This window comes from Variovorax sp. PDC80 (assembly GCF_900115375.1).
Lineage (GTDB): Bacteria > Pseudomonadota > Gammaproteobacteria > Burkholderiales > Burkholderiaceae_C > Variovorax.
On sequence record NZ_FOWG01000002.1, the window covers coordinates 403,860 to 424,606 of the forward strand.

Sequence of the window (20,747 nt, forward strand, 5' to 3'; positions counted from 1 at the left end):
GCGTCAGAAGAGACTGCTCGCGGGCTGTTGCCGAGCCTGGACGGGCTGCACCTCGGCGTCGCCCAGGGCAAAGCGTGAGATCGCCGGCAGCGGTCGGATGCGGCTGGGCTCGCGCACGACGAGTTGGAGTTTTTCCAACCGGTCCAGCGCCGTCTGGGCCAACTCGTGTTCGGCGCCAGGCTCGCGCGCCGACTTGCGCCAGAAGCGTCCGTAGCGCTCAGTGGCTGCGCCCAAGAAGGCCGCCACGGCTTTTTCCGTGAGCGCGCTGCTACTCGCTCCGGTACGCAACTGGGCCGCGAGATGCTCGGCCACCAACAGCGTGGCATGCGCTTCGGTGCCCTCGGCGGGCATGGAGACGTCGGTCAACGTGCCTGCCTCGTCGGTCAGGGCCAGACCTTCGGCTCGCTGTTCCGGCGTCAGGCCGGTTGCCCTGCAAAGCCTGTCGGCCATGGCGCCGCGTTGGTTGACGAAGTACGCGTGCGCGTCTTCATCGAGCGAGTCCGCATAGATCACGGGATCGTCCAAAAGCCGGCGGCTCAGAGCGTGCCGCAACGCCGTGCGCCGGCCTTCTTCGTCATCTCCCACGTGTTCGGTGACCATAGCTCGCAGTCGGTCCTCCAGGTCGAGCGGCGCATCCGCGGTCGCCCAGGTGGAAGGTCCACGCACGGCTGCCAGCATCCCGGCCAGCATCCGGCGCTGGATATCGTAGAGCGCATCGGCTTGCGCGCCGCGGTTGTCGTGGACGAAGCTCTCCTCGTCGCCGGCGACGCGTTGCAGGACGCCCAGTTCCAGCAGACTGCGGCATACGACGACCAGCTCACGCCGCTCGGCGGCGCTGCGCAGGGTGAACTCGAATTTCCGCGATGCGAGTGGCGGGTCGATGGCCATCTGCATCACCCGCTGGCCCAGAAGGTTCAGCGTGATCTGCGGCTCCGCGCGCTCCAGCACCGCGCATGCCAGGCACAGGAGAACGTAGCGGCGCTTGTCGTAGTCCTTCAGGCCGCGCGTTGCGTCCCGCAGGTTGGCGGGTCGTTTGTAGAGACGGGCACCGTCTCGCTCGACGTTCAGCATCCAGCCCGCTTCGCGCAGGAACCATTCACGCAGTCGGTCTGCTTGCCGGCGCACGGCCGGAAAATCCTCGTGGATGGGGCTCATCAGCGGCTGCATCAGCAGGGCACGCAAGGCGATGCGGAATTCGTCGCGCTGGTGGCTTGCCTGGAGTTCTCCGATATGCCGGCTTCCGGCAGGTGAGCGACGCGCATTCATGACAGCTCCTGTGTCGGGGTGATGGTCACCCGATGGTCCCGGCCCTCGAAGACACCGGCGGTGGTGACGATGCGGGCGCTGTCCGCATGGCCCAGGGGCTCCAGGCGGATGTGAAGCAGGCCATCGCCGGTTTGCCGTTCCACCGGTGCTTCCGGCCCCTCCTGCTCAGCGAGGGCCTCACCCAGCAACTGGAGGAAGAGCCCGAAGGCATGGGTGTCCAGCTCGCCCAGTTCCGACAGCTTCAATGCATGACCCGTCGCCAGGCGCTTGCGTGCCGCTTCGACCTGCCGGGACTCCTCGGCGAGCTGGCCAGCCATCAATGCGCGATCGGCGCTGCGGTCCCGGACCTTCGCGAGCGCGCCACGGGGAGCCGACTCTCCGTATTCGCGCAGCCGGGGGTGAATCTCGAGCGGCGGCGCATCCGCCCAGCGCGTGGTCGCGGGCAGGCTGTCACGGCTGCTGGTGTTGAGCGAAAAATGCCGGGCGGGGTGGAGCGCGAAGGCCGCGCGCGCGAGCCTGTGCGCATCGGCGTCGTTGTCGCAGGCGGCAAACCAGCCGGCCAGGGCGCGAAAGTCCGCCGAACGGTCGCTGCGACCACTGCGCCTTTCATTGATCGCGGCGATGGCACTCAGCAATTGGGGAATGGCGGCACGGGCGCGTGCCCGAAGCAGCTCTGCCTGGGGTGGCTCGTGCCCGGTCTGGAGGAACCAGCCGCGCAAGCCTTTCCAGCGTTCGCGCCAGGCGTGCCACCGTCTGAACTTTTCATCGTCCAGGTCCTGTGCATCACCCGGTGCGGCATCGCGCGCTTCGCGCTCGGCCACCAGCAGAAGGACATGGTTAATGCGCGGAGACAGCGTCTGGACCCAACGAGCAATGGCATCGGAGCGTCGCACCAGGTCGCCCATGAAGCGCTCCAGGTAATCGATCAGGCGGCGCTTGTAGCCCACGACCGCATCGGCTTCGGCCTGCTGCAGCTCGATGCTGCGCGCGACGCCCGCCATGAAAGCCTGCGCATTCTCGGCAAGGCTTTCGAAGACGCGGACCAGATCACGCAAGATCTCGTGGATCTTGGGCACGTCGGGCTCGGCGGCGTCGAAGCTGCCGTCGAGCAAGCTCGAAAGGGCCTGGAGCCGGCTGGCAATATCCTCGAGCGCTACGGTCTGCAGCTCGGCGCGTCGTTGGAGCGTCTGAACAAAAGTGGCAAGAGCCGCTTCGACGGCTTCACCGCCCTGCGACAGCCGGTAGAGAAAGCGGGCTCGATAGAAATCGTTGAGGTTGGAGACGCGCGCCGTGTCCGGTTGGGACTCCAGGTTGCCCCACTCGGCCAGTTGCGCCAGCGCGAGGTTGAGTTCCTCGGCGCGTGGCGCTCCCGCGGGCCACTGGGCATCGACCAGCACTTCGTCGGGCCTCAACTGCAGGCGGTATTGCCGCTTGGCCGCCGCGAAGACGTCCATGATGCAGCGGTAGAACGCTGCTTTCTCGGCGCTGACGTGGCGAAAAAGATCCGCCGTGTCGTTCTCGGTTGGCATCAAACCTCCCTCGTGCAGAGCCCTCTCGCATTCATCCGGCACTGCGTGTGTTGCAATACTTATGCGATTCTTTATTTTTTCCTCTATATTGCAACACCACCATGAAGGCGCCGTCAACCCTCATCGCACCGCAGGAGGCGGCCGTTCTAGCCCTGGCCAGGGCAACGCCGCTGCTGCGCGCACGCGATGTGGTCGCGCACGGGCTGCCTTCCGTCGTGCTCAGCCGCCTGGTGCATGCGGGCCGGCTGGAGCGGGTGGCCCGAGGGGTCTATGGCCTGCCGGGTCATGCTTCCAGCGAGCATCACTCGCTGGCCGAGGCTTCGATCCGGGTCGATCGGGGCGTCGTCTGCCTGCTGTCGGCCCTGCGCGTGCACGAGATCGGAACCCAGGCGCCCTTCGAAGTCTGGCTGGCGGTTCCGCCCAACATGCCGAACCCTCGCCTCGACCAACCCGCATTGCGCATCGTGCGGATGTCGGGCGCGGCCCTGGCCGAAGGCGTCGCGTACCGCTCGATCGACGGCGTGGACGTGCCGGTCTTCGATGCCGAAAAGACGGTGGCCGACTGCTTCAAGTTCCGCAACAAGATCGGTCTGGACGTGGCCATCGAAGCGCTCCAGGACGGATGGCGACAGCGCAAGCTGTCGATGGACCGGCTCTGGCACTACGCGACGGTGGACCGGGTGGCCAACGTGATGCGGCCGTACATGGAAAGCCTCGGCACATGAGCCGCAACCTCGCTGCCTCCCTGCGTGCACGGCTCAAGCAGAAGTCGGATGCCTCGAAGCAGGATTTCAATCTGACGCTGACGCACTATGGCCTGGAGCGATGGCTCTATCGCTTGTCGGTCTCCAGCCATGCGCCCAATTTCCTTCTCAAGGGGGCCTTGCTTTTCTCTCTGTGGTACGACGTGCCCCACCGAGCGACACGCGATGCCGACCTCCTTGGGTTCGGGCCGAACGACATCGACTCTATGGTCGGGGCGTTCCATGAGATATGCGCGATCCCCGTGGATGACGGCATCGTGTTCGATCTCTCCAGCATCAAGGGTGGCGAGATACGCAAGGACACCGGCTATGGCGGGGTGCGGATCGACCTGCTTGCGCATCTCGACGGCGCGCGGATCACGCTCCAGGTCGACATCGGTTTCGGTGACGCGGTGACGCCCGCCGCGGAGTCGGTGAGCTATCCGGTGCTGCTGGAGGATCTGCCCGCGCCCCGACTGCGCGCCTATCCCAAGTACACCGTGGTGGCGGAGAAGCTCCAGGCGCTGTGCCTGCTCGGGATGGCCAACAGCCGCATGAAGGACTATTTCGATCTCTGGGTTCTGTTGCACGAGGACGAACTGGACGATGGCGAACTGCGGCGCGCGATCGAGGCAACCTTCGCGCGCCGCCAGACGCCGTGGCCTGCGTCCTTGCCGGTCGGGCTGACCAGCGCATTCGCCACCGATTCGGCCAAACAGAGGCAATGGGCCGCCTTCCTGAAGAAAAATCGGCTTGCGTCGTTGTCCCTGGACGCGGTCGTGGCGTTGCTGAGCGAGCGACTGCGAAGAGTCGGCGTCGGTCGTTCGGGGTAGCGCGCTTACACGCACCCCGCACGCGGACAATGCGCCGCCGATACGATGACCGCCTGTTCGTCGCCCCGTCGAACGATGGTGCAGCGCTCCCGCGGTCCCGCGCGAAGCGCCGATGCCAGCCACCTCGCACCCGCCGCGAGCCAGCCCGCCACTGAAACCTTCAGCATCCGCCATCGGCGCGCGGGCGGCCCCTCGTTTCAAAGTCAAAGGACGCCGAGATGCACCCGGATACCTCCACGCTTCGCTCGAGCCAGCGCGAAGCCCTCGACCTGCTGCTGCAACGCCATTCCCCCTGGCCGCTGACCGACCCCGCACCCTCGGCGCAGGACCTCGACCTGGTGTTCCAGGCCGCCTTGCGCGCCCCCGACCACGGCCAGCTGCAACCCTGGCGCTTCATCGCCATCCGCGGCGATGCCCGCATCGCCCTCGGCGAAGTGTTCGCACGAGCCGCGCGCCAGCGCGATCCCGAAGAAGACGGCGAGCGCTTCCGCAACAAGGCGATGGCCGCGCCGCTGCTGATCGCGCTCTGCGCGCGCGTGCTGGCGCCGCACAAGATCCCCGAGTCCGAGCAGGTGCTGGCGGTCGGCGCCGCCGCGATGAACATGCTCAATGCGCTGCACCTGCTGGGCTATGGCGGCTTCTGGGCCACGGGGCTCAACAGCTACGACCCGCGGGTGCAGCGCGCGCTGGGCCTGGGCGAGGCGGACCGGCTGCTGGGCTTCCTCTACGTCGGTACGGCGAAGGAGGCGACGCGCGCGCCCGAGCGCCGTGCGCCCGAGTCCTTCGTGCGCGAATGGACGGGCCCGGCGGTCGACGCGGCGCGCTGAAATTTCTTCGCACGGCGGTCCCGGATCGCGCCGGGCATCTGTACCATTCAGCCCCCCAACGAATGCCATCCGCCGTGCGGTCCTCGACCGCCACCGCACGCGCCCCCACGCTTGACTGCCGCCATCCGCCACACCCGCCGCCGCGCGCCCACGTCCCCGCACGAGGGCCGACGCGCATGAAGTCCCGCCGCACCGCCCCCGCGAGCGAACAGCAACTGCTGCTGCCCGGCATCGACGCACCGCCGCCACCGCTGCGCACGCGAGCCCGCGCCACCCCTGGCGAACGCGCGCCGCGCAAGCCGCCGCCGGCGCATGTGTTGTTCTTCGCGATCCATCCCGGCGAGGAAGATGCCGCGCGCATCGCGGCCTGGAGCGCGCAATGGCACGCGGAACGAGACCTCCGCGCCATGCATGTGGAGCCCGACCGGCTGCACGTCACGCTGCATGACCTGGGTGAGCACGACGAGTTGCCGCGCGACAAGGTCGAGCTCGCGATCGCGGCCGCCTCGCGGCTGCACCTGCCGCGCTTCGAGGTGGCGTTCGACAGCGCGATGCGCTTCGCCAAGGGCGTCTGCGTGCTGCTCGGCGGCGAGGACGCCGAGGTGGCCGCGCTCGCGGCCTTCAGGCAGCGCCTGGGCGAGGTGCTGGCCGATGCGGGCTTCGCGCCCAAGCGCGCCTTCACGCCGCACCTCACGCTGTCGTACATGCGCGGCGCGATGGAGCCGGCCACGGTCGAACCGGTGCGCTGGACCGCCGCGAGCTTCGCGCTGATCGACAGCCGGCGCGCCGAGGGCGTGCACGAGGTGCTGGGCCGCTGGGCGCTGCCGGGCTGACGCCGGCGTCAGAAGTTCGCGCGCACGCCCACGGTCAGCAGGCCGGCCTTGGCGTGCTTCGAGACCTTGCCGAAGTAGTCGTAGTCGGCGGTGATCGAGAGATTGCGCGTCACCGCGTACTCGGCGCCGAAGCCGGCCATGAGGCCCGTGCCGTTGCCGCCGATGCTCTCGCCGCCGAACAGGCGGTGGCTGTTGCCGGCCGAGACCCGGCCGTGCGCCACGCCAAGCCGGCCGTTGAGCGCGAAGGATTCGCCCAGCGGCAGCCGCGCGGTGGCGGCCGCGTAGAACACCTGGCCGGTGCCGTTTTCGAGCACCGAGTTCGCGCCGAACACGCTGTAGCTGGTGTTCCACTGCTTCACGCGGCCCAGCCGCGCATAGCCGCCTTCCACGCCGAAGGTGTCGGTGAAGCGGTAGCCGCCATAGACCTTGAACGCGGTGCCGCTCTTGCTGTTCTTCTCGCCGCCCCAGGGCACGGGCACGCGCGAGGACGAGGGCAGGCTGTAGCTCGAGCGGCCGATGGCACCACCGACGTACAGGCGCGTGGGTTCCTTGCCGTATTCGGCGGCGCCGGCCTTCATCGACGCGGCGGCGCCCAGCAGCAGGGCGGACAGGAGGAGGGCGGTGCGCAGGGACGAGGTCTTCGGAAGCGAGGCGGGGTTCGAATGCATGGAATGCCTGGAAAAGTGGGATGAAAAAGAAGGGAGCCAACGGCGGCACGCGGTGCGGCGGTGGTTGCGTTCATTCTCGAAACCGAGCCTGAAGAAAGGCTGCGCCTCCCCTGAAGGCTTCGTGAAGGTGCCCGCTGCACAAAGCTTCAAGACGCCGCGTACACCGAGGGCTAAGGTGCCACGCCATTCCCCCATCCATTCATGCATTCACGGAGACACGGTTGACTGACATCGGACCCCTCGGATTCATCGGACTCGGCGTCATGGGCCAGCCCATGGCGCTCAACCTCGCGCGCGCGGGCACGCCGCTCGTCGTGTGGAACCGCTCGCCCGCGCGCGCCGAGCCCTTGCGCGAAGCCGGCGCGCAGGTCGCCGACACGCCCGCGCAGGTGCTGCGCCGCACGCGCATCGCGATCCTGATGCTGGCCCACGGCGAGGCGATCGACGAAGCGCTGGGCCGCGGCACGCCGGCCTTCGCGGACAACGTGGCGGGGCGCACCATCGTCCACATGGGCACCACCTCGGCCGCGTATTCGCAGGCGCTGGCCGACGAGGTCCGTGCCGCGGGCGGGCGCTATGTCGAGGCGCCGGTCTCGGGTTCGCGCAAGCCGGCCGAGGCCGGGCAACTGGTGGCGATGCTGGCCGGCGACGCGGACGCGGTGGAAGCGCTGCGGCCGCTGCTCAAGCCGATGTGCCACGAGACCGTGGTCTGCGGCCCGGTGCCGCAGGCGCTGCTGATGAAGCTCTCGGTCAACCTGTTCCTGATCACCATGGTCACTGGCCTTGCGGAGGCCTTCCATTTCGCCGACCGCCACGGGCTCGACACGCGCAAGCTGGTGTCGGTGCTCGAGGCCGGGCCGATGGCCAGCGCCGTGTCGCGCATGAAGGCGCAGAAGCTGCTCGCGCAGGACTTCGAGGTGCAGGCCTCGATCACCGACGTGCTCAAGAACAATCGGCTGGTGGCCGAGGCGGCGCGCGCGGCCGGCGTGGCCTCGCCGCTGCTCGATGCCTGCCATGCGCTCTATGGCGAGACGCAGGCGCTGGGCCTGGGCGCGCTCGACATGGCGGCCGTGGTGCGCGCGATCGAGGCGCGCACCGACGCCGACGCGCGCTGATCAGCCCAGCGCCGCGCTCCAGCGCGCGGGCGTGAGGCCGTAGGCCTGCTTGAACTGGCGCGACATGTGGCTCTGGTCGGCGAAGCCGGCTGCATCGGCCGCATCGGCCAGCGAGCTGCCGCGCCGCAGCAGTTGGCGCACCGCGTCGAGCTGGCGCAAGGTGCGGAAGCGGCTCGGGCTGGTGCCGAAGGCCGCGCGGAACTGGCGCGCGAGCGACCAGCGGTCGAGCCCGGCCAGGCGTTCGAGCGCCGCCATCGCGGGGCGCTCGGTCGGCGTGGCGGCGATGTGGTCGCGCACGCGCGTGAGGCCCGCGAGTTCGAGCGAGCCGGGTGCCTGGGGTTGCCCGGTGGCGGCGTTGGCCAGCAGTTGCGCCACCGCGACCGCGAACTCGGTGCGCAGCACCTCGTCGTCGATCGCGGCGTCGAAGTCCCAGAGCTCGCGCGCGGTGCGCAGGCCCGTGCCGAGGGCTCGCAGCCGCGCCGCATCGAGCACCGGCTGCGCCACGAAGGGCAGCGGCTTGCCGTGCAGCGCGCGCTGCACCAGCGCCGGGTCGACGTAGAGGATGCGGTAGCCGAAGCCGTCGTCGGTGCCCGCGCCGCCGTCGTGCAGCTCGTCGGGGTGCAGCACGTGGCACTGGCCCGGCAGGCACTGCTGCTGCGTGCCGCGGTAGCGAAAGCGCTGCACGCCCGCGAGCGTGATGCCGATCGCATAGGTGTCGTGGCGGTGCGGCGAGAAGGCCTGGCCGTGCAGATGGGCCTCGAGGCGTTCGATGCCTTCGGTGCCGGGAGCGATCCGGATGCGGGGGGAGGGCGCCATCGTGATGCGGAAAGGGGCGATGGCCGTGTTTGTACGCCGAACCCGAAGACCGTGCTCAGTCGCCGTCGGCGAACTGGTCGAACAACAGGCCGCGCAGCCACTGGTTGCCCGGATCGCGGTGCAGCTTGGCGTGCCAGAACAGGTTGATCGCGATCTGCGGCAGCGCCACCGGGTGCGGGCGCCACACCAGCCCGAAGGGCTCGGCGATGCTCTGCGCGAGCCGCTCGGGCACGGTGGCGATCATGTCGCCCGAACGCAGGATGTGGCCGATGGCCACGAAGTGCGGCACGCGCAGCCGGATGCGCCGCTGGATGCCCTGCGCGGCCATCACGTCGTCGGCCTTGCCATGGCCGGTGCCCGCGGCCTGCACCAGCACGTGGTCGGCCGCGACGAAATCCTTGAGCGACACGCTGCGCTTCTTCGCGAGCGGATGGCTGCCGGCGAACAGGCACACATAGCGCTGGCGGAACAGCCGGCGCTGGAACACGCCCGACTTGAGTTGCGGCAGCAGCCCGATCGCCAGGTCGACATGGCCGGCCTCGAGCTCCTCGCGCAGGTTGGTCGCGGTGTTGTTGCGCACGGTGCTGATGGTCACGCCCGGTGCAACCGCCGACAGCGCGGCCATCAGCTTCGGCGTGAAGTAGATCTCGCCGATGTCGGTCATCGCGAGCGCGAAGGCGCGCGTGCTGGTGGCCGGGTCGAACACCACCTGCTGGTTGAGCGCGGTGTGCAGCGCGCCCATCGCATAGGCCACCGGCTCGGCCAACTGCAGCGCGAAGGGCGTGGGCTCCATGCCGCGCGCGGTGCGCAGGAACAGCTCGTCGCCCAGCAGCTTGCGCAGCCGCGCGAGCGCGTTGCTGATCGCGGGCTGCGACAGGCCCAGCGACGCGGCCACGGCCGACACGCGTTTCTCGGCCAGCATGCGGTCGAACACGAGCAACAGGTTGAGGTCGATGTCCTTGAGCTGCATGCCGGACCTTTATTCATTTGGGTGATGAAGAGGATTCACGGAATTCTATTGGTCAATCGGCGACGGCCGCGCATCATCCGTCCCCGAGACAACCGGCGCACCGCGCCCGCCCACGAGAAGAACATCCGATGGACCTGCACATCCACCCCCTGGCCCGCACGCTCGAGGTCCGCCCCGGCGCGAACCTGCTCGAGGTGCTGCGCGAGCACCATGTGCCGGTGTCGTACAGCTGCATGGCCGGGCGCTGCGGCACCTGCCGCTGCAAGCTGATGTCGGGCCAGGTGCTCGACGCGGGCCAGGATGCCATCCGTCCCGACGGTCAGGGCGAGCGCTACGTGCTGGCCTGCCAGGCCACGCTGACCGAGAGCTGCGCGATCGAGATCCCCGAGCCCGACGAGGTGGTGGTGCATCCGGCGCGGGTGCTCAAGGCCACGGTCACCGGTATCGAGACGCTGACCCACGACATCCGCCGCCTGCGCCTCAAGCCCAACAAGCCGCTCGAGTTCTCGCCCGGCCAGTACGCGCAACTGCAGTTCGCGCCGGGACTCGCGCGGCCGTACTCGATGGCGGGCCTCGGCCGCGACGACGAACTCGAGTTCCATGTGCGCCGCGTGCCCGGCGGCCGTGTCACCGCGCATGTGTTCGAGCAGCTGCGCGTGGGCGACGCGGTGCGCGTCAGCGGTCCGCTGGGCACCGCGTACCTGCGCACGAAGCACCGCGGGTCGATGCTCTGTGCGGCCGGCGGCACCGGGCTGGCGCCGATCCTGTCGATCGTGCGCGGCGCCATCGAGGCCGGGCTCACGCAGCAATCGATCCACCTCTACCTCGGCGTGCGCTCGGGGGCCGACGTCTATGGCCTCGCCGAGCTGCGCGAACTGCAGGCGCTGCATCCGCGCCTGACGGTGCAGGTGGTGGTGGTCGCCGGCCCGGCCGAGGCCGGCCAGCGCCTGGGCCTGATCACCGACGCGATACGCGCCGACTGGCCCGGCAGCCTCGGGGGCTGGCGCGCCTACCTCTGCGGCTCGCCGCCGATGGTCGAGGCCGTGACGCAACTGGTGCGCGGCCGCGGCCTCGCGCCCGAGCAGATCCATGCCGATGCCTTCTACCTGCAAGGCACCTGAAGAATTGCCGGAAAGACAAGGAGACCCGCGATGACAACGCAAGCCGTGTTCCCGATCGAGCTGCGCTGGGAGAACGAGCAGACCAGCCGCATCCCGTTCAAGGCCTACACCGACGAGGAACTGCACAGGAAGGAGCTGCAGCGCTTCTTCTACGAGAAGCACTGGTGCTATGTCGGCCTCGAGGCCGAGATCCCGAACCCCGGCGACTTCAAGCGCACCGCCGTCGGCGAGCGCTCGGTGATCCTGGTGCGCGACATGGAAGGCGAGATCCACGTGGTGGAGAACGTCTGCGCGCACCGCGGCATGCAGTTCTGCCGCGAGCGCCAGGGCAACCGCAAGGACTTCGTCTGCCCCTACCACCAGTGGAACTACTCGCTCAAGGGCGACCTGCAGGGCGTGCCGTTCCGCCGCGGCGTGAAGCAGGACGGCAAGGTCAACGGCGGCATGCCGGGGGACTTCAAGCTCGAGGAGAACGGCCTCAACAAGCTCAAGGTCGCGCGGCGCGGCGGCGTGGTGTTCGCCTCCTTCGACCACGACATCGAGTCCTTCGAAGACTTCCTCGGCCCCGAGATCCTGCGCTACTTCGACCGGCTGTTCGATGGCCGCAAGCTCACCATCCTCGGCTACAGCCGCCAGCGCATCCCCGGCAACTGGAAGCTGATGCAGGAGAACATCAAGGACCCGTACCACCCGGGCCTGCTCCATACCTGGTTCGTGACCTTCGGGCTCTGGCGCGCCGACAACAAGTCGGAGCTCAAGATGGATGCGCGCGGGCGCCACGCCGCGATGATCTCCACGCGCGGCAGCGCGGGCAAGGCCGCGCAGGTGACGCAGGTCGCCAGTTTCAAGGAGAGCATGCAGCTCAAGGACCCGCGCTTCCTCGACATCGTGCCCGAGCCCTGGTGGGGCGGGCCGACCGCGGTGATGATGACGCTGTTCCCGAGCCTGATCCTGCAGCAGCAGGTCAACAGCGTGTCGACGCGCCACATCCAGCCCGTGGGCCACGATGCCTTCGATTTCGTCTGGACCCATTTCGGCTTCGAGGACGACAGCGAGGAGATGACGCAGCGCCGCCTGCGCCAGGCCAACCTGTTCGGGCCGGCGGGCTTCGTATCGGCCGACGACGGCGAGGTGATCGAGTTCTCGCAGCAGGGCTTCGAGCAGAAGCCCTACCACCGCACGCTGGCCGAGCTCGGCGGGCGCGAGGTCGAGAACACCGACCACATGGTGACCGAGACGCTGATCCGCGGCATGTACCGCTACTGGCGCGAAGTGATGGAGGCCGCATGAAGCAGCTCGACCCCGCCGCCTACCTCGAGCTGGCGCGGCTCTACGCGGCCTACGCCCATGCGGTCGATTCGGGCCAGTGGAGCCTGTGGCCGGCCTTCTTCACCGAGCAGTGCAGCTACCGGCTGCAGCCGCGCGAGAACCACGAGCGCGGCCTGCCGCTGGCCACGCTGTCCTTCGAGAGCCGCGGCATGCTCGAGGACCGCGTCTACGGCATCCAGGAGACGCTGTTCCACGACCCGTACTACCAGCGCCACGTGGTCGGGCTGCCGGTGGTGCACGGCGTCGACGACGACGGCGCCATCCACAGCGAGGCCAACTACGCGGTGTTCCGCACCAAGCTCGACGGGCCCTCGACCGTGTTCAACGTGGGCCGCTACATCGACCGCGTGGTGCCCACGCCCGAAGGCCTGAAGTTCGCGTCGCGCCTGTGCGTGTTCGACAGCGAAATGATCCCGAATTCCATCATCTATCCGATCTGAGCCATGCAGGACAAAGAACCCGAGACCCACGGCGCGCCGCTGCGCCGCTTCACCGACCCGGCCTACCGGCCGCTGTGCGCCAACCTCGCCGAGGTGCGCGAGAACATCGACGCGCTCGACCGCAGGATCGTCGCGCTGCTGGCCGAGCGCGGCCGCTACGTGAAGGACGCGGCGCGCTTCAAGCGCGATGCCTTCCAGGTCTCGGCGCCGCAGCGCCAGCAGGAGGTGATAGCCAAGGTGAGGGCGCTGGCCGAGCAGGAGGGCGCCTATCCCGAGGTGGTGGAAGCCGCCTATCGCGCATTGATCGCGGGCTTCATCGCGCGCGAGCAGCAGGACCACCTGGGCATGGTGGACGTGGAGGCGCGGCCATGAAGACCCTGTTCGTGCTCGCGGCCACGGCCGCCATCGCCATCACGGGCCAGGCCCAGGCCCAGGACTGGCCGCAGCGTCCCGTGCGCGTGATCGTGCCCTTCGCCGCCGGCGCCTCGCCCGACATCCTCGCGCGCATCGTCAACGACAAGCTCGCCTCGCGCATCGGCCAGCCGCTGATCGTGGAGAACAAGCCCGGCGCGGGCGGCAACAGCGGCACCGACCAGGCCTCGAAGGCCGCGCCCGACGGCTACACCTTCCTGCTGTCGGTCAATGCGCCGCTGGTCTACAACACCATCCTCTACAAGAACCTGCCGTACGACCCGTTCAAGGACCTGGTGCCGGTGTCGCTCGCGGCCACCACGCCCAATGTGTGCGCGGTGTCGAACGGCATGAACGTCGACTCGGTCAAGGGCTGGCTCGACGCGATGAAGCGCAACCCCGGCCAGTTCAACTTCGCCTCGACCGGCAACGGCTCGATCTCGCACCTGGGCGTGGAGCTCATCAAGCTGAAGACCCAGTCCTTCGCGGTCCACATTCCCTATGCGTCCTCGGGCCAGGCCGTCACCGCGATCATCCAGGGCGACGTGCAGTTCGCCTGCCTGCCGCCGGTGTCGGTGATGCCACAGGCCAAGGCCGGCCGGCTCAAGGCCATCGCCGTGACCTCGGCCGAGCGCTCGGCGCTGCTGCCCGAGCTGCCGACGCTGCGCGAATCGGGCCTGCCCGACATCCAGGCCGTGCCGTGGTTCGCCTACATGGCGCCCAAGGGCACGCCCGATGCGATCGTGCAGCGCATGAGCCGCGAGATCGCCGCGGTGCTCAAAGACCCCGAGGTGCTCAAGCGCCTGCAGACCGCGTACTTCGATCCGGTGGGCAGCACGCCCGAGGCGCTGGCGAAGTTCATGGGCGAGGAACTGCGGCGCTGGAAGCCGGTGATCGAGCGCACGGGCCTCAAGCCCGACTGACAGCCACCCACGCCACGAAGGAAAAGAACATGACCACGATCACCTGGATCGACGCCGCGGCGGTGGACGACGTCCCCGCCGACGACGTGATCGGCATCGACGTGCAGGGCCGCGACATCGCGCTCTACGGCACCGAGGACGGCATCCATGCCACCGACAACATCTGCACCCACGGCCATGCGCGGCTGTGCGACGGCTTCCTCGAGGGCCACGAGATCGAGTGCCCGCTGCACCAGGGCCGCTTCGACGTGCGCAGCGGCAAGGCGATGTGCGCGCCGCTCACCGAGGACCTGCGCAGCTACCCGGTGAAGATCGAGGGCGGGCGGGTCTACCTCGCGTTCGAGGGCTGATCGGCGGGCAGCTCGCGCGCTCGCTCGCGGCGCCGGCGCCTGGCCTTCGACGGATGCCACTGGTGCGTTGAGGCCTTGAAGGCCGGCCGCTCGAGCGCCATCGCCTCGAGGAAGCGCGGGCCGAGCTGCAGCCGTGGCGTGGCCAGCGAGGGATCGAAGTCGGCCTCGACGCGGCCCACGTCGGGCACGCGCGCATAGCGCAGCACGCGGTAGCCGGCATCGACCAGCAGCGCGTCGTGGGCCTCGCGCAGCGCGCGCTCCTTGCGGCCGGCCTTCTCGTCGAGGCCGACCACGGCCACCACCTCGAAGTTGCGGTCGCAGATGACGAAGTCGGCGATCTTGCGGCCGAAGCCGCTGCGCGCGGCGCGGGTGCGCGCCGTGAGCAGGGCGCCGAAGCTCACCTGCGGCAGCACCACGAGGTCGGGCAGCGTCTGCACCAGGCGGTGGTACATGGCCTGCTGGCGTTCGTTGAGCGGCGCGCGCGGGCGCGGGCGTTCGACGAAACCGCCGCGGCTGTCGTTGCGCTTCTGGGCGATCAGCACGAACAGGAGCAGGGCGAGGGTCGCCAGAACGACCACGAATAGAAATGTATTCATCTGTAACTCTCCTTCAGCGGCGAGTCTCGCACGAGTGAAAGCGAGGGCCTTGGCAAGCCCCTCGAAGCCTCGGACCAGGGCTTGCGCGCGGCCTCTGTTGCGGCTGCATTTCGCGCGCTCTGTATCTGTTCGCGGCGCACCGGTGCGGCGAAGATGGCGCCTTTTCTTTCCGCTGGAAATTCCGCCCATGACCGCCTCCGCCCATCGCCAACAGACCGCCGACCGCATCGCCGCCGCGCTCGGCCACAGCTTCGAGGGCGAGATCCGCGTCGGCGGCCACTATGCGTCGGCCGTGCGCGACGGCCAGACCGTCTACATCAGCGGGCAGGTGCCGCGCGTGGGCACCACGGTGATGGTCACGGGCCGCGCGGGCGATACCGTGTCGCTCGAGCAGGCACGCGAGGGCGCGCAGATCTGCGCGCTGCGCGCGCTCGCGATCCTGCGCCGCGAGCTCGGCTCGCTCGACGCGGTGCGCCAGGTGCTGCGCGTGGGCGTGTTCGTGCAATGCAGCGCCGACTTCACGCAGCACAGCGAGGTGGCCGACGCGGCCTCGGACCTGCTGCACGAGGTGTTCGGCGACGCGGGCGTGCATGTGCGCACGGCGGTCGGCGTCTATGCGCTGCCGAAGAATGCGACGGTCGAGGTCGAGATGACCGTGGCGGTCGACTGATTCAGCGCAGCAGCAGGTCCGCCACTTCCTGCGCCAGGGTCGCCACGGTGCGCGGCGCGCAGCCCTCGGCGTTGTTGCTCACGGTGACGAAGGCGTTCTGCCCGGCCTTCACCGTGCCCGCGATCACGCGCGCCAGCGCCTGGCGCGTCTCGGGATCGGGGTCGACGATCTTGTCGAACGGGCCGTAGAGCTTCTCGGCGTCCTCGTAGCCGTAGCGGCCGTGGCGCCGGTGCAGGTTCCAGCGGCACACCAGCGGGCGCGGCCACAGCGCGCGCAGCATCGGCAGCTGGTCCTCGATCGGCGGCATCTTCGCGTGCAGGCCCAGGCACCAGGTGGCGCCCACGCTGCGCAGCATGGCGGCGAACTCGGGCGTCATGAGCTGCGGGTCGCGCACCTCGACCGCGACCACCGCGTCGGGCGCGGTCGGCGTGAGCGCCGGCAGCGCGGCGATCATCGCGGCGAGGCGCTCGAGCAGCAGCGGCACATCGGCCAGCACGGGCCGCGGCAGCGGGCTCAGCTGGAACACCAGCGCGCCGATGCGGTGGCCCAGGCCTTGCAGCGCGGGTTCGGCGAACTCGCGCACCGCGAGGTCGGCGCTGAGGAAGGCCGGATTGATCTGCGTGCCGCGGCCGCTCTCGTCGCGCACCGTGGCATCGGTCACCACGCTCGGCGCCTTCACCACGAAGCGGAAGTCGTCGGGCACCATCGCCGCGTAGCGCGCGTACTGGCTCGCGGTGAGCGCGCGGTAGAAGTTGCGGTCCAGGCTCACGGTGCGGAACAGCGGATGCTGGCCATAGGCCGCGAGGCCGTTCTTCGACAGCACGGCCTCGGCGTACTCGCCGTCCCACACGAGGCCGGCCCAGCCCGGGTAGTTCCACGACGAGCCGCCGAAGCGCAGCTGCGGCGGCAGCTGCAGCGCGAGGTCGACCAGCGCGGGATCGGCCGGTGCCGGCTGCACGGTGCCGCCGCGCGATTTCTTCGGGGCCGGCGCCTCGGCCGCGGGCGCGAGAGGCGCCGAAGGGGGAGATCCGGGGAGGTCGGGGAAAAGATGGTCCTGCATTGCACTGATGCCTCGGGCGCGCATTCTCGCCCGGCCGGCGCTTGCCCGCCGGGCACAATCCGCGCCATGAAACAGTGGTTGCGCACCCGCGGCGGATGGTGGCTGGCCTGGCTGGCGCTGTCGGCCATCGGCGCGGTCTGGCTCGCGCGCGCGGAGATCGAGCGACTGCACCAGGCCTTCGACACCGACGCGCGCATCGCGCACCGCCTGATGAGCCAGCAGGTGGTGCAGTACGACGCGGTGCTGGCCACGCTCGCGCTGCTCGAGCCCGCGAGCGGCGGCGGTGCGGCCGACCGTCCCGAACAGCGGCTGCCCGCCGTGTACGCGTCGATCCTCGGCGTGCAGCGGCGCGCGCGCGACGCGGCCTGGCCGCCGGGTCCGCAGGCCGAGGCGCTGGCGCGGGCCGAGGCGCGCTCGCGCGAACTGCACCGCGCCGAATACGCGGCGCTCGACCTGCCGCACGGGCGCTACCTGCTGGCGATCGGCGCCGACCCGGTCAGCTATGCGCTGGCCATCGACCTCGCGGGCACGGTGCCCTGGCGCGACTGGCCCATGAACCCGCAGCAGAGCCCGGTGCGGCTGAGCCTGCAGCGCGATGGCCAGCAGCTGGTGCTGCAGCCGGGGCGCATCGGCGAGGGCGGCTGGCGCTTCGACTTCACCAAGGTGCTGGCCTCGCCGAGCCAGCCCTTCGACCTCGTCGCGCAGCGCCAGGTGGGCTGGTCCGAACTGCCCTGGCGCGCGATCGCGCTGTGGACGCTGGCGATGGCGCTGCTGGTCGCGGGCCTGTGGACCGCGCAGCGCCAGCGCGTGGCGCGCCGCCGCGCGGAAGAGCTGCTGCGCCTGGGCCAGGTCGCGCGGCTCAACGCGCTCGGCGAACTGTCGGCCGGCCTCGCGCACGAACTCAACCAGCCGCTGACGGCCGTGCTCGCGAATGCGCAGGCGGCGCGCCGGCTGCTCGACGAGGAGCCGCCCGACATCGCCACCGCGCGCGGCGCCATGGGCCAGGCGGTCGAACAGGCGCGGCGCGCCGCCGGCGTGGTGGGGCGGCTGCGGCGCGTGATCGAGCGGCCCGAGGCCGGCGGCGAGCTGCGCCCGCTGGCGCTGCACGAGGTGGTGCGCGATGCGATGCACCTGCTGGCGCCCGAGTTCGAGCAGCGCGGTGTCGCGGTGCGCTTCGATGCCGCGGCCCAGCCGCCGCTGCGCGTGCTCGGCGAGCCGGTGGCGCTCGAGCAGATCGTGCACAACCTGCTGATGAACGCGCTGCAGGCGCTCGAGGGCGTGCCCGCGGGCGAACGGCGCATCGAGGTCGAGCTCGCGCGCCAGGGCGAGGAGGGCACGCTGGCCATCGTCGACAGCGGCCGGGGCATCGCGCCCGAGGCGCTGCCGCGGCTGTTCGAACCCTTCTTCAGCACGCGCCAAGGCGGCCTGGGGCTGGGCCTGAGCCTCAGCGAGACGCTGGCCAGCGGCATGGGCGGCAGCCTCGAGGCGGCCCACGCGCTGCCGCGCGGCGCGCGCTTCACCCTGCGGCTGCGGCTGGAAGAAAGCGCCCGATGAACGTCCAGCCCCAATCCCCGCTGGTGCACCTGATCGACGACGACCAGGCCGTGCGCGACAGCCTCGCGCTGCTGATCGGCACCGTGGGCCTGCGCGTGCAGGCCTGGGCCGATCCGCAGGCTTTTCTCGCGGGCTTCGACCGCAGCGGCATCGGCGCCATCGTGCTCGACGTGCGCATGCCCGGCATCGGTGGGCTGACCGTGCTCGACCGGCTGGTGGCGCAGGGCGTGGACCAGCCCGTGATCATGCTGACCGGCCACGGCACGGTCGAGATGTGCCGCCGTGCCTTCAAGGCCGGCGCGGCCGAGTTCCTCGAGAAGCCGGTGGACGACGAACAGCTGCTCGAGGCGCTGCAGCAGGCGGTGCGCCAGCACGTGCGCTCGCGCGAGCGTTCGCAGGCCGACCAGGCGGCGCGCGAGCGGGTGGCGCAGCTGTCGGAGCGCGAGCGCGAGGTGCTGGCCTTCATCGTCGCCGGCCTCACCAACAAGGAGATCGCGCGCGAGCTCGCGCTGTCGCCGCGCACGGTGGAGACGCACCGCGCGAACCTGTTCGCCAAGCTCGAGAGCGATTCGCTGGCGCAGCTGATCCGGCGCTACGCGCTGCTGGTCGACGGCGACGCGGCCTGAGCGGCGCTCCGTAGAACTACGGAGCGCGGCCCGCAGCCGTACGAATGGCCGCGCCGGCGCGGCTTTCCTACAGTGGCGCAGCCGCCGGCAACGGGCCGGCGCCACTCACTGGAGACCCCTTTCATGCATTCGTCGCTTCGCCTCGCCACCCTCGCTGCCGCCGTCGTCGGCCTGGCCGCCTCCACCCTGGCCCAGGGCCAGACCGCCGCGCCCGCCGCGGTGCGCACCGAGCGCAACATCTCGCTCGCGCTGGCCAACCAGATCGCCGCCGAGGCCGTCGCCGCCTGCGCCGCCAACGGCTACAACGTGGCCGCCACCGTGGTCGATCGCGCCGGCACCGTGCGCGCCGTGCAGCGCGCCGACAACGCCGGTCCGCACACGCTGGCCTCGAGCGAGCGCAAGGCCTGGACCTCGGCCTCGGCCAAGAGCCCCACGCAGGCCATGATGGAGAACGCGCAGAAGAACCCCGGCGCCGCGAACCTGGTCTACCTGCCGGGCTTCCTGCTGCTGGGCGGCGGCGTGCCCGTGAAGTCGGGCAACGAGGTGATCGGTGCCGTGGGCGTGGGCGGCGCGCCCGGCGGCCACCTCGACGACCAGTGCGCGAACGCCGCGCTCGAGAAGGTCAAGGGCCTGCTGGGATGAAGACGCCGCGCGCGCTTCGGCTCGCCGCCGGCCTGGCGCTCGCGCTGGCCGCGGGCGTGCCGGGCGCGGCCATGGCCCAGGTCGCGCCCAGCGTGGCCGAGGCCAAGGCCTACGAGGGCCTGCACCGCGCGGCCTGGCAGGGCGACCTGCCGCGGCTGCGCACGCTGGTCGCGGGCGGCGCGACGCTCGATGCGCGCGATGCCCGTGGCCGCACGGCGCTGCAGGTGGCCACGCATGCGCGCCAGCGCGAGGCGATCCGCCTGCTGGCGCAGGCCGGCGCCTCGCTCGACCTGCTCGAGGACGACCGCTACGACGCCGTGACCATCGCCGCGGTGGCCGACGATCCGGCCACGCTGGCGCTGCTGCTGTCGCTGGGCGCGAGCGCGAAGCAGGTCACGAGCCGCTACGACGGCACCGCGCTGATCGCGGCCGCGCACCTGGGCCACGACGAGGTGGTGCGCCAGCTGATCGCGGCCGGCGCGCCGCTCGACCACGTCAACAACCTGCACTGGACCGCCACCATCGAGGCCGTGGTGCTGGGCGACGGCGGCGCGCGGCACCAGCGCACGCTGGCGGCCCTGATCGGCGCTGGCGCCAGGCTCTCGCTGGCCGACCGGCAGGGGCGCACGCCGCTGCAGCTCGCGGTGGCGCGCGGCTACACGGCGATGGCCGACCAGTTGCGGGCCGCCGGCGCGCCTTGAGCAGAACGCGGGGCGCGGGCGCCCGGCGGCTCGGGGACAATCGGGCCTCGCCGTCCCAAGGATTCGTCCCATGTACATGCCCCCGCAGTTCAACACCAAGGATCCCGCCGTCGCGCTCGAGCTGATGCGCGCCCATCCGTTCGCGAGCCTGATCTCGACCGACGACGACGGCCTGCCGTACGTGACGCACCTGCCCCTGGTGGCCGAGCAGAGGACGGGCGAGGGCGGCGGACTGGTGCTGTGGGGCCACTGCGCCAAGCCCAATCCGCACTGGCGCTACCTGCAGGCGCGGCCGCGCGCGGTCGCGACCTTTCTCGGGCCGCATGCCTACCTGTCGCCGCAGGTCTATCCCGACCTCGCGCGCGTGCCGACCTGGAACTACCTCGCGGTGCACTGCACGGTCGAGGCCCGGCTGGTCGAGGACGCACCGGCCAAGGACGCGCTGCTCAAGCGCCTGATCGGCGAGCACGAGCCGGCCTATGCGCAGCAGTGGCGCGACCTCGGCGAGGAATTCCAGCTCAAGATGCTGGCCGGCATCGTGGGCTTCGAGCTGCGCGTGACCGCGCTGCAATGCAAGATCAAGCTCAACCAGCACCGGCGCGAATCGCATGCGGCGATGCACGAGCGCTACGCGGCCGGGTCGGGCGACGAGCGCGCGCTGTCGGTGTGGATGGAGCGCCTCGGGCTGACCGGTGCCGAGGCGCCCCCGAAGGGCGCGGCCTGA

General features: G+C 70.4%; 24 protein-coding genes. 17 read left to right on the forward strand and 7 right to left on the reverse strand.

All coding sequences use genetic code 11. The features are described from left to right. Positions 1-3 precede the first annotated feature (3 nt). A complete protein-coding gene (locus tag BM109_RS07565) occupies positions 4-1,266 on the reverse strand; it encodes a TIGR02678 family protein (protein WP_093341812.1) in 1,263 nt (420 codons plus the stop codon). Continuing rightward, the gene (locus BM109_RS07570) at positions 1,263-2,795 is read right to left on the reverse strand and encodes a TIGR02677 family protein (RefSeq protein ID WP_093341814.1); all 1,533 of its coding nucleotides are present in this window, start codon (positions 2,793-2,795) and stop codon (positions 1,263-1,265) included. Before BM109_RS07570 ends, BM109_RS07565 begins: the two co-directional genes overlap by 4 nt. Before the next feature lie 101 nt (positions 2,796-2,896). On the opposite strand from BM109_RS07570, the gene BM109_RS07575 reads away from it, so the two are divergent. The 4 genes from BM109_RS07575 to BM109_RS07590 all read left to right on the forward strand — a co-directional run bounded on the left by BM109_RS07575 (position 2,897) and on the right by BM109_RS07590 (position 6,031). Continuing rightward, positions 2,897-3,520, forward strand: a complete 624-nt coding sequence (locus BM109_RS07575; RefSeq protein ID WP_093341816.1) for a type IV toxin-antitoxin system AbiEi family antitoxin domain-containing protein — start codon at positions 2,897-2,899, stop codon at positions 3,518-3,520. Then, positions 3,517-4,371 (forward strand): nucleotidyl transferase AbiEii/AbiGii toxin family protein, encoded by an 855-nt coding sequence (locus BM109_RS07580; protein ID WP_093341818.1) that lies wholly within the window; start codon positions 3,517-3,519, stop codon positions 4,369-4,371. Before BM109_RS07575 ends, BM109_RS07580 begins: the two co-directional genes overlap by 4 nt. A 218-nt stretch (positions 4,372-4,589) precedes the next feature. After that, on the forward strand, positions 4,590-5,198 hold the full coding sequence (locus tag BM109_RS07585; RefSeq protein ID WP_093341820.1) for a nitroreductase family protein: 609 nt from the start codon (positions 4,590-4,592) through the stop codon (positions 5,196-5,198). Positions 5,199-5,374: 176 nt separating this feature from the next. Continuing rightward, positions 5,375-6,031, forward strand: coding sequence for a 2'-5' RNA ligase family protein (locus BM109_RS07590; RefSeq protein ID WP_093341821.1), 657 nt, complete (start codon positions 5,375-5,377; stop codon positions 6,029-6,031). A gap of 8 nt (positions 6,032-6,039) precedes the next feature. On the opposite strand, the gene BM109_RS07595 is transcribed toward BM109_RS07590, so the two are convergent. Then, positions 6,040-6,699 carry an outer membrane beta-barrel protein gene (locus tag BM109_RS07595; RefSeq protein ID WP_177239272.1) on the reverse strand — a complete coding sequence of 220 codons (660 nt, stop codon included), beginning with the start codon at positions 6,697-6,699 and terminating at the stop codon, positions 6,040-6,042. Between the two features lie 221 nt (positions 6,700-6,920). Here BM109_RS07595 and BM109_RS07600 point away from each other — a divergent pair, with 221 nt between their 5' ends. After that, positions 6,921-7,814 carry an NAD(P)-dependent oxidoreductase gene (locus BM109_RS07600; RefSeq protein ID WP_256222417.1) on the forward strand — a complete coding sequence of 298 codons (894 nt, stop codon included), beginning with the start codon at positions 6,921-6,923 and terminating at the stop codon, positions 7,812-7,814. On the opposite strand, the gene BM109_RS07605 is transcribed toward BM109_RS07600, so the two are convergent. Both BM109_RS07605 and BM109_RS07610 read right to left on the reverse strand, forming a co-directional pair. After that, entirely contained in the window at positions 7,815-8,630 is an 816-nt protein-coding gene (locus tag BM109_RS07605; protein ID WP_093341824.1) for an AraC family transcriptional regulator, read from the reverse strand. Between the two features lie 55 nt (positions 8,631-8,685). Continuing rightward, on the reverse strand, positions 8,686-9,600 hold the full coding sequence (locus BM109_RS07610; protein WP_093341826.1) for a LysR family transcriptional regulator: 915 nt from the start codon (positions 9,598-9,600) through the stop codon (positions 8,686-8,688). Positions 9,601-9,728: 128 nt separating this feature from the next. Here BM109_RS07610 and BM109_RS07615 point away from each other — a divergent pair, with 128 nt between their 5' ends. Genes BM109_RS07615 through BM109_RS07640 form a run of 6 tightly spaced genes read left to right on the forward strand, consistent with a single transcriptional unit; the run spans position 9,729 to position 14,174 of the window. Next, positions 9,729-10,721 (forward strand): 2Fe-2S iron-sulfur cluster-binding protein, encoded by a 993-nt coding sequence (locus tag BM109_RS07615; RefSeq protein WP_093341827.1) that lies wholly within the window; start codon positions 9,729-9,731, stop codon positions 10,719-10,721. A 30-nt stretch (positions 10,722-10,751) separates the two neighbouring features. Continuing rightward, positions 10,752-12,011, forward strand: coding sequence for an aromatic ring-hydroxylating dioxygenase subunit alpha (locus BM109_RS07620; protein ID WP_093341829.1), 1,260 nt, complete (start codon positions 10,752-10,754; stop codon positions 12,009-12,011). Then, positions 12,008-12,490, forward strand: a complete 483-nt coding sequence (locus BM109_RS07625; protein WP_093341831.1) for an aromatic-ring-hydroxylating dioxygenase subunit beta — start codon at positions 12,008-12,010, stop codon at positions 12,488-12,490. The genes BM109_RS07620 and BM109_RS07625 overlap by 4 nt, the downstream gene beginning before the upstream one ends. Positions 12,491-12,493: 3 nt before the next feature. Then, positions 12,494-12,862: a chorismate mutase gene (locus BM109_RS07630; protein ID WP_093341832.1), complete on the forward strand. Its 369-nt coding sequence runs from the start codon at positions 12,494-12,496 to the stop codon at positions 12,860-12,862. Beyond that, positions 12,859-13,824, forward strand: a complete 966-nt coding sequence (locus BM109_RS07635; RefSeq protein ID WP_093341834.1) for a Bug family tripartite tricarboxylate transporter substrate binding protein — start codon at positions 12,859-12,861, stop codon at positions 13,822-13,824. Before BM109_RS07630 ends, BM109_RS07635 begins: the two co-directional genes overlap by 4 nt. 29 nt (positions 13,825-13,853) lie before the next feature. Then, a complete protein-coding gene (locus tag BM109_RS07640; protein ID WP_093341836.1) occupies positions 13,854-14,174 on the forward strand; it encodes a non-heme iron oxygenase ferredoxin subunit in 321 nt (106 codons plus the stop codon). On the opposite strand, the gene BM109_RS07645 is transcribed toward BM109_RS07640, so the two are convergent. Next, complete coding sequence (locus tag BM109_RS07645; RefSeq protein ID WP_093341838.1) at positions 14,153-14,770, reverse strand: DUF2726 domain-containing protein; 618 nt, start codon at positions 14,768-14,770, stop codon at positions 14,153-14,155. The two genes, BM109_RS07640 and BM109_RS07645, sit on opposite strands and share 22 nt — an antisense overlap. 187 nt (positions 14,771-14,957) lie before the next feature. Here BM109_RS07645 and BM109_RS07650 point away from each other — a divergent pair, with 187 nt between their 5' ends. Continuing rightward, a complete protein-coding gene (locus tag BM109_RS07650) occupies positions 14,958-15,440 on the forward strand; it encodes a RidA family protein (RefSeq protein ID WP_093341840.1) in 483 nt (160 codons plus the stop codon). A gap of 1 nt (position 15,441) precedes the next feature. Here the strand turns inward: BM109_RS07650 and BM109_RS07655 are convergent, their stop codons facing one another. Beyond that, positions 15,442-16,500, reverse strand: a complete 1,059-nt coding sequence (locus BM109_RS07655) for a DUF72 domain-containing protein (protein WP_093341841.1) — start codon at positions 16,498-16,500, stop codon at positions 15,442-15,444. 66 nt (positions 16,501-16,566) lie between these two features. On the opposite strand from BM109_RS07655, the gene BM109_RS07660 reads away from it, so the two are divergent. The 5 genes from BM109_RS07660 to BM109_RS07680 all read left to right on the forward strand — a co-directional run bounded on the left by BM109_RS07660 (position 16,567) and on the right by BM109_RS07680 (position 20,747). After that, entirely contained in the window at positions 16,567-18,054 is a 1,488-nt protein-coding gene (locus tag BM109_RS07660) for a sensor histidine kinase (protein WP_093341843.1), read from the forward strand. Continuing rightward, positions 18,051-18,680, forward strand: coding sequence for a response regulator transcription factor (locus BM109_RS07665; RefSeq protein WP_093341845.1), 630 nt, complete (start codon positions 18,051-18,053; stop codon positions 18,678-18,680). Before BM109_RS07660 ends, BM109_RS07665 begins: the two co-directional genes overlap by 4 nt. 123 nt (positions 18,681-18,803) lie before the next feature. Then, positions 18,804-19,322: a GlcG/HbpS family heme-binding protein gene (locus BM109_RS07670; protein ID WP_093341847.1), complete on the forward strand. Its 519-nt coding sequence runs from the start codon at positions 18,804-18,806 to the stop codon at positions 19,320-19,322. After that, complete coding sequence (locus tag BM109_RS07675; RefSeq protein WP_093341850.1) at positions 19,319-20,023, forward strand: ankyrin repeat domain-containing protein; 705 nt, start codon at positions 19,319-19,321, stop codon at positions 20,021-20,023. The genes BM109_RS07670 and BM109_RS07675 overlap by 4 nt, the downstream gene beginning before the upstream one ends. A gap of 70 nt (positions 20,024-20,093) precedes the next feature. Further along, positions 20,094-20,747, forward strand: coding sequence for an FMN-binding negative transcriptional regulator (locus tag BM109_RS07680; protein ID WP_093341852.1), 654 nt, complete (start codon positions 20,094-20,096; stop codon positions 20,745-20,747).

Coding starts and splice junctions, on each gene's coding strand:
- BM109_RS07565 (WP_093341812.1), bottom strand. CDS start 1,266: ATGAATGCGCGTCGCTCACCTGCCGGAAGCCGGCATATCGGAGAACTC.
- BM109_RS07570 (WP_093341814.1), bottom strand. CDS start 2,795: ATGCCAACCGAGAACGACACGGCGGATCTTTTTCGCCACGTCAGCGCC.
- BM109_RS07575 (WP_093341816.1), top strand. CDS start 2,897: ATGAAGGCGCCGTCAACCCTCATCGCACCGCAGGAGGCGGCCGTTCTA.
- BM109_RS07580 (WP_093341818.1), top strand. CDS start 3,517: ATGAGCCGCAACCTCGCTGCCTCCCTGCGTGCACGGCTCAAGCAGAAG.
- BM109_RS07585 (WP_093341820.1), top strand. CDS start 4,590: ATGCACCCGGATACCTCCACGCTTCGCTCGAGCCAGCGCGAAGCCCTC.
- BM109_RS07590 (WP_093341821.1), top strand. CDS start 5,375: ATGAAGTCCCGCCGCACCGCCCCCGCGAGCGAACAGCAACTGCTGCTG.
- BM109_RS07595 (WP_177239272.1), bottom strand. CDS start 6,699: ATGCATTCGAACCCCGCCTCGCTTCCGAAGACCTCGTCCCTGCGCACC.
- BM109_RS07605 (WP_093341824.1), bottom strand. CDS start 8,630: ATGGCGCCCTCCCCCCGCATCCGGATCGCTCCCGGCACCGAAGGCATC.
- BM109_RS07610 (WP_093341826.1), bottom strand. CDS start 9,600: ATGCAGCTCAAGGACATCGACCTCAACCTGTTGCTCGTGTTCGACCGC.
- BM109_RS07615 (WP_093341827.1), top strand. CDS start 9,729: ATGGACCTGCACATCCACCCCCTGGCCCGCACGCTCGAGGTCCGCCCC.
- BM109_RS07620 (WP_093341829.1), top strand. CDS start 10,752: ATGACAACGCAAGCCGTGTTCCCGATCGAGCTGCGCTGGGAGAACGAG.
- BM109_RS07625 (WP_093341831.1), top strand. CDS start 12,008: ATGAAGCAGCTCGACCCCGCCGCCTACCTCGAGCTGGCGCGGCTCTAC.
- BM109_RS07630 (WP_093341832.1), top strand. CDS start 12,494: ATGCAGGACAAAGAACCCGAGACCCACGGCGCGCCGCTGCGCCGCTTC.
- BM109_RS07635 (WP_093341834.1), top strand. CDS start 12,859: ATGAAGACCCTGTTCGTGCTCGCGGCCACGGCCGCCATCGCCATCACG.
- BM109_RS07640 (WP_093341836.1), top strand. CDS start 13,854: ATGACCACGATCACCTGGATCGACGCCGCGGCGGTGGACGACGTCCCC.
- BM109_RS07645 (WP_093341838.1), bottom strand. CDS start 14,770: ATGAATACATTTCTATTCGTGGTCGTTCTGGCGACCCTCGCCCTGCTC.
- BM109_RS07650 (WP_093341840.1), top strand. CDS start 14,958: ATGACCGCCTCCGCCCATCGCCAACAGACCGCCGACCGCATCGCCGCC.
- BM109_RS07655 (WP_093341841.1), bottom strand. CDS start 16,500: ATGCAGGACCATCTTTTCCCCGACCTCCCCGGATCTCCCCCTTCGGCG.
- BM109_RS07660 (WP_093341843.1), top strand. CDS start 16,567: ATGAAACAGTGGTTGCGCACCCGCGGCGGATGGTGGCTGGCCTGGCTG.
- BM109_RS07665 (WP_093341845.1), top strand. CDS start 18,051: ATGAACGTCCAGCCCCAATCCCCGCTGGTGCACCTGATCGACGACGAC.
- BM109_RS07670 (WP_093341847.1), top strand. CDS start 18,804: ATGCATTCGTCGCTTCGCCTCGCCACCCTCGCTGCCGCCGTCGTCGGC.
- BM109_RS07675 (WP_093341850.1), top strand. CDS start 19,319: ATGAAGACGCCGCGCGCGCTTCGGCTCGCCGCCGGCCTGGCGCTCGCG.
- BM109_RS07680 (WP_093341852.1), top strand. CDS start 20,094: ATGTACATGCCCCCGCAGTTCAACACCAAGGATCCCGCCGTCGCGCTC.